The following is a 14,740-nucleotide window of genomic DNA, read 5'->3' as shown; positions in this document are numbered from 1 at the left end:
GAATCAAAGGTTTACAGACAAATTGTCCCACAGTTCAAATTCTGTAGGGCAAACTGACCCACTAGTGATTTTTTAGTGGTACGATAATGTTAAATCTAGTCAAAATGTCCAAAGTAGAAGCCCTATGAACAATAATGAATCAAATTCAAAACCGTTACCTACTGCTGTTTCGGTATTGATTGTTGATGATGAGCCAGGAATGCGCAGCTTCCTTAAAAAGGCACTATCAAAGAAGTTTGCGTTAGTCGAAACGGCATCCACTATTGAGGAAGCTGAAAAGCTTCGTAGCCGCGGCCATTTTGACTTATTAATTGTCGATATTCGTTTACCTGATCGTTCAGGGATTGAATGGCATGAAGCGTTAAATGAAAAAGAGCGCCGCTCTGACATTATTTTCATGACCGGTTATGCGGATATGGATGTGGCGATTAAAGCGCTGCGAGCTGGCGCCTCAGATTTTATCATGAAACCGTTTCATTTAGAGCAAATGATGACTTCGGTTGACCGCTGTATTGAACGCCGCTTATTAAAGCGTGAAAATTTTATGCTCCGTCGAGAGCTGTCTAGTGGCCATTCAACCACTATGATAGGTAATAGTGATTCGATGATAGAAGTGAAGCAGGTTATTGAACGAGTAGCGCCAACAAATGCAGTGGTATTGATTGAAGGTGAATCTGGTACAGGTAAAGAGCTTGTCGCACGCCAATTGCATCAGCTAAGCGGGCGTACAGGACCATTTGTGCCAGTTAACTGTGGAGCAATAGCCCCTGAGTTACTAGGCAGTGAGCTATTTGGTCACACAGCCGGTGCTTTCACTGGTGCAAAAGGTAATCGTGAAGGTTTGTTCCACTTTGCCACTGGCGGTACGATCTTTTTAGATGAGATTGGTGAAATGCCAATGAAAATGCAAACGGCATTGTTGCGAGTGCTTGAGCAAAAAGCAATCAGACCTGTTGGTAGTGAGAAAGAAGTCGCTATCGATGTCAGAGTCGTTGCTGCAACTAACCGCACTTTATCGGAAGAAGTGGCCGAAGGTAATTTCCGTAGCGATTTATATTACCGCTTAAATGTCCTGAATATTTTAATTCCGCCGCTACGTACTCGCCCTGAAGATGTGATTGAGTTAACCCATCACTTTACCTGGCAACTGGCTCGTGAGCTTGGGGTAAAAGAAGTCGTATGGAGTCATGAAGACTTACAAGTACTGCAACAACATGAGTGGCCAGGCAATATACGTGAACTACGAAACATGATTGAGCGTTGTATTCTATTGGGTAAGCCACCAGCAGAATATTGGAAGAAAAATGAACAAACTGAATTAGTGGCACAAGCGGGCTATCCACTAAGTTGGCCACTTAAGGAAGTTGAAAAGCAGCATGTTATGAGTGTTGTTGATGCCCATAGCGGCAATAAGTCCGCAGCTGCAAGGGATCTTGGTGTTTCTCGTAAAACACTGGATCGAAAATATAAAGAATGGTTCGAAATCGAATCGGATAAGGAAGACTAAATCGTGTCAGCTTTTAGTCAGTTTTTCGGAGTCAGTTGGCAGCAAATGCAGGCCAAGGTGCGTTATCGCATTTTGATTTTAACCTTGCTACCCATTTTACTTACCCTAATTAGTCTAGTCTTTATCACTATTTACTGGAATATCAGTTACACGGGCAAGCAGCTGTTTATGAAAGTGAAAGCTGATTTGACTGTGGCCACTAATACTTTAGAGCAGGTGCAAAAGCAGCAAGAAATTCAGTTGTATAATGTCAGTGAATCTTGGGACTTTCAAAATGCTTTCTTAGAGGTCGATAAAGGTAATAAGAGCGAATTAGTCGCGCTCAATCGATACCTTAAACAGCAAAAAGATATTCTCCAGCTAGACGTTTTACGTTTAATTAGGCTAGAAGAAGCCAATGCCGATCCCGATTTACGTCAGATGTTGCCTAGAGTTGAAAATAAGGCCTTTTCAGGCTTAATGGTGTTATCTGCTAAACGATTAGACAGGCTAGATCCGAATTTGGCTGAACTGGCAAGGGTTCCATTGTCTGCAACTATGCGTGCAGAAGAGCCTACAAAGCTTGCGGAAACTAGGGGCATGTTAAGCCGGACACTGCTGCCAATTCCAGATAAAACAGGTCAAGTTAGCTGGTATTTAGACGGTGCAACTTTGTTTAATCGTGACACCGCTATTGTCGACCATATTCGCGACCTTGTTTACGACAAAGGCACGCTTCCGGAGCGTTCAATTGGTACTGTCACCATATTTTTAGACAACGCGCGCATTAGTACTAACGTGCCGATGGATATGTTTGCACCACGAAAAGATCTTCAATCTCGTGCATTAGGAACATTGGTTTCAGAAGAAGTTCGCCAGAAAGTGCTGATTGACGGAACCCCATGGGTTGATCGCGCTTTTGTGCTTAATGATTGGTTTATTTCGGGTTATTCGCCGTTAGTTGACATCCGTGGCAATCGTATTGGGATGATCTACACCGGCTTCTCTGAAGCGCCATTCATTCATACCTATATCTTAAACATCATCGAATTAGGCACTATTTTAATGTTAGTGCTGCTTGTTTCTGGCTTTCTAGTTTATCGTGGCGCAAACAGTTTATTGGAACCGATTGAACGTATTCACCATGTGGTAAAGGCTGTTCAGTCTGGGCGTGATTTGCGCATTGGAGAGCTTGGACTAGATAGAGACAATGAGCTTTCTAATCTGGCTGAACAATTTGATCATATGCTGGATTTATTGCAGCGCCGTAACTTGCAGATCCAGTCTGCAGCCGAGCAGCTTGAAGTCAAAGTTGAAGAACGGACACGAAGCTTGCAAGATAAAACTGAAGAGTTACAGCGTAACGTTGCCTTATTGAATGAAACCCGTCAACAGCTGGTTACTAACGAAAAACTGACCGCATTAGGTGAGTTAACTGCTGGTATTGCCCATGAGATTAATAACCCTACTGCAGTGATTTTGGGGAACATGGAGTTGATGAAGTATGAGCTAGGCCCCAATGCAAATGTAGTTGAAGAAGAAATTGAGCTAGTGATCCAGCAGGTGGGCAGAATAAGCACGATTATTCGTAGTTTATTGCAATATAGCCGCCCTGGTGAATTCAATGCCCCGCTTGAAATGCATCAAGTTGAGTCAATGATTGAAGAAGTATTGGTACTTGTCCGTCATTCAATTGAAAAGCAAAAAGTTGAGCTTATTCAGCAAATCAATACCACTGCAGAAGTGCAGGTTAACCGTCCACAGGTCATTCAAGTGTTGATTAATCTCGTGGTCAACGCTGCGCATGCTATTGAGAGTAAAGGTAGAATTTGGATCAGGGCTGACGACTGGATTGAGAGTGGAAAAATTGTTGGTGTTAAAGTTGAAGTAGAAGATGAAGGGGTAGGTATTGCGCCAGAACGCTTAAGCCGCATTTTTGACCCTTTTTATACCACACGTAAAGACGGTACAGGTTTAGGACTATCGCTTAGCTACGGTATTATTAAACGTATAGGTGGCACGATAGAGGTGAAATCCACTCTTGGTAAAGGCACTGTATTTACCATTGGTATTTATCATAAGGCTAAAGAAGAGCAGGCTGATAATCCTTATGATGGATTACACTTTGGCGCAGTTGACGACACGATAGTTTAGGGCCAGTTGATCTTTCAAGGTTATTTTTGCGGCGAATTGTTGGCCACTTATACAAGGCAGAGACTTTGTGGTGTAGTTATCCTACATAAAAAGTCGATAACGCAGTAAAAATCGCCAACAAACCTTGCCCAAAGGATTCGACAAAAAGTGTTTTACTCTTTGTTGGATGAATCTTTTTAAATGAAGAGTTGCTTAGATGACTAGGCATCAATCCACCCACCTTAATTAAAACGCTTTTTATTCGAACAAAACTTAACCAGCAAAGACCAACAGACCCTAGCTCGTATTAAATTTTAGACAAAAAAAAGCCGGGTGATGAACCCGGCCACAAAGAGTGTGTGAGCAATGTCGTGCTTGCATACTCAGAGGGTTAATAGGAGATGAAGCTATTAACTAAACTGAGCTTTGGAACGCATATAAATAGTAATCATTCTCATTATCGTTTGCAATCATTTATTGATGTTTATTAACAACTTTACATTCCCTTTACACCTGCAGTTTAAATGTTTAATTAGCAACAAAGACTAAAATTACAGTTAAAACATGACGTTAAGTGGGATTTAATCAAGTGTTGGGCATTTAAAAATAAAAATATGAGTTAAATTTGAGTTGATGATTTGGGTAGCAATAAATTTAAGTTATTAAATTTTAGGCAAAAAAATGCCAGGTGATGAGCCTGGCCTTCAAAGAGTGTTTGAGCAATGATGTGCTAATTCTCAGAGGGGTTAATAGGAGATGAAGCTATTAATCTTAACTGAGTTTTGGAACGCAACTAAATAGTAATCATTATCATTTGCGTTTGCAAGTTAATTAGTCAATTAATTTCAACATTATTGTTAATCGGTATAACAAGTAACTACACTCTTTGTTTTTTTGGTAAGCACCTATTTTTACAGTGTTTTTTGTAAAAAAAGTTTGTTTTGAGCTATGTTGTCATGATGCTCAACCTGAGTAATCTGATATTGATTTGCAACTAACATGTTTAGCATCGCTTTAAATTGGTTGCGGGTTTTTACCTCAAGGCGACGGAATCCTTGTTTAGTAGCCCATTTCTCTTGGTACTCAAGCATCGACTTGGCTAAACCTAATTGACGAAAGTCAGCCTCAACACCACCTAACCAACTGTAAAAACAGTCTTCATCAGTCTGGTAACCCAATTTAAAACCAGCTAAATCACCTTCAACATAGGCAAATAAGATCAAGCATGGCTTGTTTGCTAGACGCTGTTGTAACGATTCAATAGATTGAGCGTGGTCTAGTTCATGGATGCGAGCAGTTAACGCTGCTAATTGTTCAGCAACTTCTGCTGTGAGCTCTGTGTGAGCTTGAATTTGGATATTTAACATTTTATTTTCCACTGGGCTGTCAACTAAACAAAGGCATGCGTGAATATAAGCAGGCTTAATTTGCTAACAGCAAAAAACACTGGCGCATTATAACTCATCGTACCAGTGTGGTGGCGGCATTGGTTAAAAAATGCCGCGCTGATCAAATTAACAGCAAAAACGGCTAGCTAAAAAGGTTTAGTTGCTTAGACCTTTCGTGCTTGATTAGGGTTAACAGCACCAGACTCTGTTGGAGTCGCGATTAACTTGTCGCTTAAGATTTTCAGTAACACCCCGTATGCTGGCAAAAACAAACCTAAGCTGACGATGAGCTTAAATGCGTAATCGACCATTGCGATTTCTGGCCAGTGCTGCGCCATAAAGGTATCTGTTGAGGCGTAAAATGCGACACTGAAAAAGACGATAGTATCAACAAGGTTGCCAAACAAGGTTGAGGCAGCAGGAGCAATCCACCATGCTTTTGCTTTACGCATCTTGGCAAACACTGTGATGTCCATCAGTTGGCCAACAAGATAAGCCACAAAACTGGCGAAAGCGATACGGAATACAAACTGATTCCATTCAGCTAACGACGATGTGCCCTGAAAAGCCCCTTGATGGAAAATGACGCCCATAACATAGGAAATCAGTAAAGCGGGAAGCATGGCTTTGAAAATAATACTGCGAGCAGCCTTTTGGCCAAAAATACGCACAGTAAGATCTGTTGCTAAATATACAAATGGAAAGCTGAAAGCCCCCCAAGTGGTGTGATAGCCAAATATTTGAAAAGGGAGTTGTACCAAGTAGTTACTGGCACAAATAATAATAATATGAAAACTGACCAGAAACATCAGTGCTCGACGACATTGCGCCTGAGATAGTTTTAACATCTTGTAGCCTTTTTATTGGGTTAGACGGGGTGAGGGAACCCGTATTTGAATGAGGTTGGCAGTATTATTTTATTGATTATCGCTAACGTATCGGTTTTTATCCAAGTTGCAGTAAAAATCGTCAGCTACGCCAAGGAGGACGCATTATAGAGAGCAAATAAGAAGATGCAACCATCAATTGTGATTTTGGGACTTGTTTTGAATAAAGAGGCTTATAGCATGCAACGATAAAAGCGATACGGCAGTGCAAACTTACTTAATTAGTAGGTTAAGCAAACAATGAGAGTTATAGCTCAACCAATATCGATAATATTGTCGTGAGTTTATTTTCAAGCTCTTGCCATTCGGCAAGTGGATCAGAACCTGCAACAATGCCGGCACCTGCAAAGAGGTTTATTCGACCAGGCTCGATTAATGCGCTGCGAATAGCGACTGAAAATTCACTTTCATATTTATTTAAGTAACCACAAGCGCCAGCATACCAGCCGCGGTTATAGCCTTCGCGCTGACGAATAAAGCTTAATGCAGACTCTTTAGGTAGGCCGCCAACTGCGGGTGTTGGGTGCAGAGCTTGGAGTAACTGAAAGTCATTTACCCCTGCTTTCAACTCAGCACGAATTGAACGATGTAAATGCTGGATATGTGTTAGTTTGAAAATTTTAGCTGACTCATCAGCACCAACATAGTGACTTAGCGGAGTTAATACGTCGACAATTTGTTGTCTGACTAACTGGTTTTCATGACTATTTTTAGTGTCTTCCAGCAATTGAGTCGCCAAAAAATCATCTTCTTCCTGGTTTAATCCGCGTACAGTTGTCCCAGCTAGTGCTTCTGTAAACAGCTCTTTTTGTCTGCGTAAATACAAACGCTCTGGTGAACAAGAAATGAAGGTTCTTTCAGGGCTAAACTGAAAACCAAATTGGAAGCTATTCGGATTGCGACCTTGCCAACACGCCAGCACCATCCAAGGATCAACGACATCATTGATTTCAAGTTGCGTTTGACGAGAAAGCACCACTTTTGGAGTGGTTTGATTAAACTTTGGCTGAGTTACCTGTTCCACTAACTCTTTCCAACGTTGATAGTTAGGTAAATCACTACGACCCATTAACGGCAACTTGTTAGGTGGAGATAGTGGTTTTGCAGGTTTTAATTGTTTAATAGCTTCAATTGCTGCTTCGCACTCTGTCTGTTGATCAGTATCTTCAAAATTGAGATTGACCAGCAATTTGACAATATTTCCATGACGACGCAGTTCAATACGAGGTAGTACAAAGCGAGTGCGACCAAAATCAGGCCAGCATTCTACGGTACGGTCGAAAGCGACACCGCCATAATAGCGAATGTCTTGATTACTGCTTTTACCACGTTGAGATTGGTAAATTGATGCTAATAACTCATCATCAATCTCTTGTTCTTGCTTAAAATCTTTACATGCGCCGATAGCAGCTACTTCTTCTTGTTTCTCACGGCCATGCCAATAAATACGTGGGTACTGAGTTTGCGCACCAAGCCATGAAAGTAATGGAATTGACTTTGCTTCCACTGAGATTTGCACTATGTGTTCTTTGGCATGGGCCAACTTCATAGCGTTTAGCTTGTCGATTAACTGGCTAAATTGCTCAGAAAAAATGTGGCTAGGCAACAAGGACTCCAATAGTTGATAACTCAAATAGGCTAAATGAGGAAGAGTAGTATGATTATGTAAATTATGCCCTAAGTTAGTGAAGGGTTCAAAAACTGTCAATCTTAAGCCGTTAATGCTGTGATCTTAAAGGCTAATATAATCACTTTTTTACTGTGAGAATGATAATCAATCCCGCTAACTGGCTGAATTTAATCACAGTTACATATTGGTACATTTTATTTGGAGTATTTAGTTGAGACGAGATAAAATGGGTATAGTAAATTTACATATTCAACATATTAAGTCATAAGTATTAGCAATTATTGTTAGTTGATGTCTTCGGAGAGTTACCCTTACATGAGCCAAATTGATCAGCCACAAGATGTTATTCGCATACCTGTCAGCCGTTTAGGTTTAGGCATGTTTGTGGTCGCTATCGATCGTAAAGAAAGCAAAGTGGCTATTAGTAATGCGGGGCAAATCAAGCATCGTGACTCGATTGGTAAACTACAAAACGCGGGCATTAAATCTGTTTGGGTTGATGTGGAACGTTCATCTGATAGCTGTGGCTTAAAGAACAAAAGTTCAGCGCCGTTAGTACGTAAGCCGGTCATCACTCGCGAAACGAAGCAAACCCAAGCGAAAAAAATCCTTTCAGAAGCTAAAACCCTAGTACGTAAAGTCCTGTCGGAAACTTACGAGGGCAAAGCGGTTGAAGTGGCACCGTTTGAAGATATTGCTGACAAAATGATTGAATCAGTGATGGATGATGCTGATGCACTTAAGTGTGTATCGGCACTAAGAACCAAAGATGCTTATTTACTTGAGCATTCTGTAAATGTCGCATTTTTGCTGGTCACTTTTGGTAAGCATCTTGAGCTGGATAAGGCATTACTGAAAGAAATGGCAGTAGGTGGGATTTTGCATGATATTGGCAAAATTCAAGTGGATAATAAAATCCTCCACAAGCCTGGTAAATTGACTGACGAAGAGTTTGAAGAAATTAAAAAGCATCAAGTGTATGCCGTAGATATTATGAAAGAAGCGGAAGGCTTATCGCAAGTGAGTAAAGATGTTTGCTTAATGCATCATGAGAAACTTGACGGTAATGGCTACCCTAAAGGGCTGAAAGGCGATGAAATACCACAACATGGACGAATGAGCTGTATTGTGGATATTTTTGATGCCCTTACAGCCACTCGTTGCTATAAAGAAGCAATGAGCCCAGCAGCTGCATTTAAAATCTTAATGAAGTTAACCCCATTTCATCTCGATCAATCACTAGTTTATGAGTTCATCCGCTGCGTCGGGATTTACCCTGTGGGTTCACTAGTGCAATTATCCGATGAAAGAGTCGGCATTGTTTGGGAATCAAAGGGTCGTGATGCATTAAACCCTGTGGTGAAGTGTTTTTATTCGCAAAAGCATCGACGTTATACCGATGTCACCTTTGTAGATTTACGTAAATCAGATTTAAATATCGAACGAGGTATTTCACCTCGTTCGCTTGAAGTCGACCCTAGCCCATTTTATTAATGTTTTTCCAGTTTTGACTACTTAAATAGATAGTTAAGTCATTGTTAAATAAGATTGCTTAACTGTTTATTCATTTGCTCTTGATGGTTTGATAGCTCCTACTAACTGCTTCACACTTTTAAGTTTTCTTGCTGTATATTCTCTTTGGCTTACTCTCAACCCACTCTCGGAGATAATATGAAATCCTTGGTTAGCATCAGTGTCATTATCCTTTCGTTAGCGTTACTTATTCCAGGGGTGACACAGCCAATTTTGACCATACAAGGCAGTATTGAAAAAGCTGAACTGGTGGAAACTGGGGTGAATATGTTTACTGAAAGTCTATCTGAAAGCTCGCGTGGTAATGCACGAAGCATGATGGACATGGCGATAAGTATGTTCGGTTTTGACACTATCGAAGGTGAAGTTGAGGTGTTTTATAAAACCCGCAGTATTGTCGATACTGTGGATGAGCTTTATCAGTCAAATAATGTGGTTGTGGCAGGGTTAGTTGGCTTGTTTAGTGTGGTATTTCCTGCGATGAAACTATCGCTGCTGTTAGTTATCTGCTTGCCTTGGTTTTCTCGTCAACAGCAAAGTGTGGTTAAGGTGATTAGCGCTATTGGAAAGTGGTCAATGGCAGACGTGTTTGTGGTTGCCTTAATCATTGTCTACATGGCGGGTAATGCTTCTGCTGGGATGGGGGAGTTGTTGAAAACCACAGCTCAATTTGAAACTGGCTTTTATTTTTTTAGTGCTTACTGTGTGTTTTCTATTGCTAGTCAGTGGTTGGTGTCTGCTTTGTTTATCAATACTTCAACTCAGCCTTTTAAAGGGGAACGTTTAAAAGTAATGAGTAAGGCAAGTAAAGAGGCATAAAGGTAAGGTAACGAGCTCATATCACTTAATGTTAAGAAATGAGCTTTAATGTGTAAGTGTATAACTTAGAAACAATCAGTATTGGCGGCTTAAATAGACAATTTAGATAATGAACCTGAGTATTTTCACTGAGGCAATTTTTCATTGTTTAAAAATAGGTTTAACAGCAAAGCCAAAATCAAACTATTTAAAGTCATTGCGATTATTAGTTTGTGTATTATTGCCATAGTTGCATCTGTGCAAACAACGGGACTTACTCGCGCGGTGATAGAGCTATTAGCTTTCGGCGGACTTATTGGGCTGGCGTTAGCTAAGCCGTACATTCAGCCGCAAGATGCACAGGATTCTGAATAGTCAGCGTTTAAATTTTTCAGCCTTCAAACTCTTAGTTCTAGGCTCGTAGTTCTAAGCCCATAGTTCTAACCTCATAAGTCATCAGCGATAAATAACTAGTGATAAATCCTATTTATTGCCCAATCCATAAAATATATCCAAGTGATGAGCTACCAATAGCAAGCCAGAGTAATACGCCCAATAGTAATGGTTTAGGCCCGTTGGCGCGCATTTTACTCACCGTGATCCCCGCGCCAATCAAAAATAAGCATACAATCAATAATTGTTTAGATACGTTAAATAGTACTTCATAAACTGGTTGGCCTTGAGGAATAAAGTAAGCCGTTAGAATGGCTAAACAATAAAAACCAATAAAATATGGAATAGATATTTTCGACTTATCACCACCAAATATAATGGCGCTGAGTAATGCGATTGGAATAATCCACAATGCACGGGCCAGTTTAATCGTGGTTGCTGTTTTTAAGGCTTCATCGCCATAGGCTGATGCTGCGCCAACCACCGAAGAGGTATCGTGAATTGCAATGGCGCTCCAAACCCCAAAATCATATTGGCTTAATGATAAGGCGTGACCAATGGTGGGGAATAAGAATAACGCGGCTGAATTGAGTAAAAAAATACAGGCTAACGAAACCGCAATTTGATCATTCTTAGCATTAATTGCTGGTGCAACAGCGGCAATTGCACTACCACCACAAATTGCAGTACCGCAACTAATCAAATGTCCGGTCTTTTCTTCAAGCTTCATTAATTTAGTTAAACCAAAGCCTAAAATAAGGGTAAAGAAAATAGACCCCACAATTAAGCCTAAATTATTACTGCTCGCAGCAATCGCTTCAGGTAAGTTGATGCCAAAACCTAAACCGACAATCGAGTAAGCTAATAATTTTTTTGTGATTTTATTTAGATCGATACTGACTGGCACCATGCCTAAACTGGCAAGAGTAAAACCCATTAACAGAGCTATTGGAGAAGAGATAAACGGCGCTAGACACATTAAACCTACAGCGACAAAAAGCCATAATTTGAATTTCGAAGAAAAACCAGTAGTCATGAACAATCACTCAAAATATCGATGGCTTATTGTAGCAACTCCAGAGTCATTGAACGATAACTGAAGATGAAAAAGCATCAGCTAAAGATAATTGTGGATGTTAACTAAATACATTCAGTTATAGGTCGCGAAATATCGTGACCTGATTATAATAACAGTAATATTGACCATTTTGATGGAAGGGAATGCAATGACATCGCCAAAAAACTTTGCTTCTAGTCACTTTTTACCAGAGAACACACTACTGCTTAACGCGATTACTGAAGGGGTTTATGGCTTTGATCTTGAAGGTAATGCAGTATTTATTAATCCTGCGGCAGAGCAAATGACGGGATGGAAAAGTGCTGAATTGATTGGTAAAAATATCCATGATTGTCATCACCATAGCCACGCTGATGGTAGCCATTATCCACAACATGACTGCCCGATTTATCGCACTTTGCATGATGGTGTGGCTCGACAAGTTTCAGAAGATGTATTTTGGCGAAAAGATGGCACTTGCTTCCCTGTTTATTATAGCTCTACACCTGTTTACGATAATGGCGTTTTAATCGGAGTAGTCGCGATATTTCGAGATGTGAGCATTCAAAAGCATACCGAAGACTCATTGCGCGAGGCATTAGCACAGGTGCAGGCTCTGTCGGAGCGACTCGCCTCTGAAAACCAATATTTGCTGACTGAACTTCAAGGTAAACAAGGTGCAATGGGGCTATCTGGTAATAGCCAAGCAATTAGCCATTTAACTCAGCAAATCAATCTGGTGGCTAATACTGACAGTACAGTGTTGATTTGCGGTGAAAATGGCACAGGTAAAGAGCTGGTGGCACGAAGCCTTCATCAATTAAGTCATCGTAAAGATCACCCACTAGTGAGTGTAAACTGCGCGGCATTTTCAGCTTCGATTTTAGAAAGTGAGTTATTTGGTCACGAAAAAGGCGCATTTACAGGCGCGATAAGCAGACGTAAAGGTCGTTTTGAATTGGCCCATAATGGTACCTTATTTTTAGATGAAATTGCTGAGCTAAGCCTTGAAGCCCAATCTAAGTTACTGCGAGTTATTCAAGAGCAGTCCTTTGAGCGAGTTGGCAGTAGTGAAACCATAAAGGTTAATATTCGCCTAATTGCCGCGACTCATCACGACTTACAGGCAAGGGTAGAGCAAGGCTTGTTTAGAATGGACTTGTATTATCGCCTCAATGTATTTCCAATTTTGGTACCGCCCTTACGCCAACGAAGTGAGGATATTCCAGCATTAGTGAGCGATTTGGTGGACTCTTTAAGCCAGAAACTGGGTAAAAAGATAACTAAAGTCAGTGCAAAAGGTTTGAAAAAACTTCAGCAATATTCTTGGCCTGGTAATGTACGCGAGTTGCAAAACTTAATTGAGCGAGAAATTATTCTTAGCCAAAATCAAACTTTGGACTTTAATAGTCTATCGCTTGGTCATGCTCAAGTAAGTGGGCAAAATACAGCTTCAGTAACCAAACCTATTTTAACCATGGCACAGGCGGAAACTGCTCATATTGAAGAGACACTTAATGCTGTCCAGTGGCGGATCTCGGGCCCGACTGGCGCTGCGGCAATACTCGATATGCCACCCAGTACTTTACGTTCAAAAATGAAAAAACTATCCATTAACCGATAAACCGAATCATAACCTCTAATTTGAGATCACGATATATCGCTAATAAGTGATATTTCGTGACTTTTAATATTCCCTAATTTAATTTTGTTATTTATAATCAACAACTTAATTTGCTGTAGTGGTTGGCGTAGGTTTTGCTATTTAGCTGTGAGCTAATAAAGGCAAATTAGGACCAGACCATGTCAAAAGCAGCAATGTCAAAACCAGCGACGTCAAAGCCAGTCTCGAGTCGGCTACCCACACCATCTACCCAGCGCATTCCTGTTGTTAATGTCAGCGCCTCTGGCAAAATTCATGTTCGCGAACAGAAAGGGGTATTTCAAAAAATCCGTCAGCAAACTAATACTTTGCTGATTGCGATATTTTTCCTGATCCCTTTCATCAATTTCAACGGGCGTCAGGCTATTTTGTTTGATGTGACCGAACAGCAATTTTTCTTTTTTAATATCACCTTATGGCCGCAAGATTTTACCGTGTTGGCTTGGGTCTTTATGGCTGCCGCATTCGCATTGTTTTTTGTCACGGTATATTGGGGCAGAGTTTGGTGCGGCTTTTTATGCCCACAAACCGCGTGGACTGCGATGTTTATGTGGGTTGAAGCGAAAGTTGAAGGTAATCATCATCACCGCACCGCATTAGATAATGCGCCCTTATCTATGTCCAAAATCGGTAAAAGGGTATCAAAGCACACTGCTTGGGCTGTTATAGCATTGCTGACTGGCTGTGGTTTTATGGGCTACTTCATGCCCGCCCGGGAGTTATATTCGGATATTTTTAGTTTCAGTAGCGGGTTTTGGACCGGTGTTTGGGTTTGGTTTTTTGCACTATGTACTTACCTTAATGCAGGGTGGATGCGAGAAATGATGTGTTTACATTGTTGCCCATATTCGCGTTTTCAAGCTGTGATGTTCGATGCGAATACTAAAACCGTTAGCTATGATGCTGCTCGTGGTGAAAACCGTGGTCCGCGTAAGCGTAACAAGAAGCAATTAGCACTGGTAAATGATAACAAGCCTGCTGGTTTAGGTGACTGTGTCGATTGCCATTTGTGTGTTGATGTTTGCCCAACAGGTATAGATATTCGTAATGGCCTGCAATACGAATGTATTAATTGCGGCGCCTGTGTCGATGCCTGCAATCAAACGATGGAAAAGTTTGGCTATCTTCCAAACCTAATCAGCTTTACCAGTGAAAACGCACTGAAAAAAGGTGAAAAACCCTCGTTCTGGTCAGTAAAAGCATTGGGTTATGCCGGTGCATTAGTGGTGATGCTAGTCATGATCGTACTGGATTTACAAAGCCGTACTGACATTCAATTAAACGTTATTCGTGATCGTCAAAGTCTATATCGTGTGGTCAGCACCGAGCTAAACAAAGAGGTCACTGAAAATAGCTATTTACTTAAAATCCGTAATAAAACCCAGCAAGCCGCTTTTTATAATATCAGTATCAGTTACGACAACTTATCAGCTTATGATTTTGCGATTGCAAATGACACTGTGGTGTTGATTAAAGCGGCTGAGCAACTTGAATATCCTATTACAGTCACCAGCTCGATGAAGCACCCTGATAAACAGGGGTTATCTCAAACACGCGAAACGCTGACATTTTTTATCACCGAAGTGAACTCGGGCGGTGAAATTGTCCAAGGAAAACCGCTTAATCAAGTGGCTCAAGCTTCACGCTTTTTTAGGCCTTAGTCATTCAACCTTAAGGATAAATACAACTTGATTGAAATTTTTGATGACGTTCCAATATAGGGCAGGATGAATAAAAAACGAGCTATTATAGTGCTTTAACTCATTAGCTTA

At 40.8% G+C, this 14,740-nt stretch carries 11 protein-coding genes; 7 read left to right on the top strand and 4 right to left on the bottom strand.

Annotated features, from left to right (window positions below):
• The first annotated feature begins 124 nt into the window (after positions 1-124).
• Entirely contained in the window at positions 125-1,507 is a 1,383-nt protein-coding gene (locus K5Q58_RS04020) for a sigma-54 dependent transcriptional regulator (RefSeq protein WP_220752581.1), read from the top strand.
• Positions 1,508-1,510: 3 nt separating this feature from the next.
• The gene (locus K5Q58_RS04015; RefSeq protein ID WP_220752580.1) at positions 1,511-3,640 is read left to right on the top strand and encodes a HAMP domain-containing sensor histidine kinase; all 2,130 of its coding nucleotides are present in this window, start codon (positions 1,511-1,513) and stop codon (positions 3,638-3,640) included.
• An 890-nt stretch (positions 3,641-4,530) separates the two neighbouring features.
• Here K5Q58_RS04015 and K5Q58_RS04010 read toward each other — a convergent pair.
• From K5Q58_RS04010 to K5Q58_RS04000, 3 genes are all read right to left on the bottom strand, one after another.
• Entirely contained in the window at positions 4,531-4,986 is a 456-nt protein-coding gene (locus K5Q58_RS04010) for a GNAT family N-acetyltransferase (protein ID WP_220752579.1), read from the bottom strand.
• A gap of 185 nt (positions 4,987-5,171) precedes the next feature.
• Entirely contained in the window at positions 5,172-5,855 is a 684-nt protein-coding gene (locus K5Q58_RS04005) for a 7-cyano-7-deazaguanine/7-aminomethyl-7-deazaguanine transporter (protein WP_220752578.1), read from the bottom strand.
• A 286-nt stretch (positions 5,856-6,141) separates the two neighbouring features.
• Entirely contained in the window at positions 6,142-7,500 is a 1,359-nt protein-coding gene (locus K5Q58_RS04000; protein ID WP_374758475.1) for an isochorismate synthase MenF, read from the bottom strand.
• A gap of 339 nt (positions 7,501-7,839) precedes the next feature.
• Here K5Q58_RS04000 and K5Q58_RS03995 point away from each other — a divergent pair, with 339 nt between their 5' ends.
• The 3 genes from K5Q58_RS03995 to K5Q58_RS03985 all read left to right on the top strand — a co-directional run bounded on the left by K5Q58_RS03995 (position 7,840) and on the right by K5Q58_RS03985 (position 10,230).
• Positions 7,840-9,018, top strand: coding sequence for an HD-GYP domain-containing protein (locus tag K5Q58_RS03995; RefSeq protein WP_220752577.1), 1,179 nt, complete (start codon positions 7,840-7,842; stop codon positions 9,016-9,018).
• 177 nt (positions 9,019-9,195) lie between these two features.
• Positions 9,196-9,876: a paraquat-inducible protein A gene (locus K5Q58_RS03990; protein WP_220752576.1), complete on the top strand. Its 681-nt coding sequence runs from the start codon at positions 9,196-9,198 to the stop codon at positions 9,874-9,876.
• Positions 9,877-10,020: 144 nt separating this feature from the next.
• Positions 10,021-10,230 carry a hypothetical protein gene (locus K5Q58_RS03985; protein ID WP_220752630.1) on the top strand — a complete coding sequence of 70 codons (210 nt, stop codon included), beginning with the start codon at positions 10,021-10,023 and terminating at the stop codon, positions 10,228-10,230.
• A 112-nt stretch (positions 10,231-10,342) separates the two neighbouring features.
• Here K5Q58_RS03985 and K5Q58_RS03980 read toward each other — a convergent pair whose 3' ends face one another.
• Positions 10,343-11,284, bottom strand: a complete 942-nt coding sequence (locus K5Q58_RS03980; RefSeq protein WP_220752575.1) for a YeiH family protein — start codon at positions 11,282-11,284, stop codon at positions 10,343-10,345.
• Between the two features lie 190 nt (positions 11,285-11,474).
• On the opposite strand from K5Q58_RS03980, the gene K5Q58_RS03975 reads away from it, so the two are divergent.
• Complete coding sequence (locus K5Q58_RS03975; protein WP_259651225.1) at positions 11,475-12,929, top strand: sigma-54-dependent Fis family transcriptional regulator; 1,455 nt, start codon at positions 11,475-11,477, stop codon at positions 12,927-12,929.
• A 194-nt stretch (positions 12,930-13,123) separates the two neighbouring features.
• On the top strand, positions 13,124-14,629 hold the full coding sequence (ccoG, locus tag K5Q58_RS03970) for a cytochrome c oxidase accessory protein CcoG (RefSeq protein WP_220752625.1): 1,506 nt from the start codon (positions 13,124-13,126) through the stop codon (positions 14,627-14,629).
• The last annotated feature ends 111 nt before the right edge of the window (positions 14,630-14,740 follow it).

The organism is Shewanella sp. KT0246 (assembly GCF_019654955.1).
In the GTDB taxonomy this organism is placed as follows: domain Bacteria; phylum Pseudomonadota; class Gammaproteobacteria; order Enterobacterales; family Shewanellaceae; genus Shewanella; species Shewanella goraebulensis.
The sequence above is the reverse complement of the archived record's forward strand: the minus strand, read 5'-3'. Positions and strand labels throughout refer to the sequence as shown.

Bases quoted from the DNA above. Each gene is read 5' to 3' on its own strand.
- K5Q58_RS04020 (WP_220752581.1), top strand. From the start codon at position 125: ATGAACAATAATGAATCAAATTCAAAACCGTTACCTACTGCTGTTTCG.
- K5Q58_RS04010 (WP_220752579.1), bottom strand. From the start codon at position 4,986: ATGTTAAATATCCAAATTCAAGCTCACACAGAGCTCACAGCAGAAGTT.
- K5Q58_RS04005 (WP_220752578.1), bottom strand. From the start codon at position 5,855: ATGTTAAAACTATCTCAGGCGCAATGTCGTCGAGCACTGATGTTTCTG.
- K5Q58_RS03995 (WP_220752577.1), top strand. From the start codon at position 7,840: ATGAGCCAAATTGATCAGCCACAAGATGTTATTCGCATACCTGTCAGC.
- K5Q58_RS03990 (WP_220752576.1), top strand. From the start codon at position 9,196: ATGAAATCCTTGGTTAGCATCAGTGTCATTATCCTTTCGTTAGCGTTA.
- K5Q58_RS03980 (WP_220752575.1), bottom strand. From the start codon at position 11,284: ATGACTACTGGTTTTTCTTCGAAATTCAAATTATGGCTTTTTGTCGCT.
- K5Q58_RS03975 (WP_259651225.1), top strand. From the start codon at position 11,475: ATGACATCGCCAAAAAACTTTGCTTCTAGTCACTTTTTACCAGAGAAC.
- ccoG (WP_220752625.1), top strand. From the start codon at position 13,124: ATGTCAAAACCAGCGACGTCAAAGCCAGTCTCGAGTCGGCTACCCACA.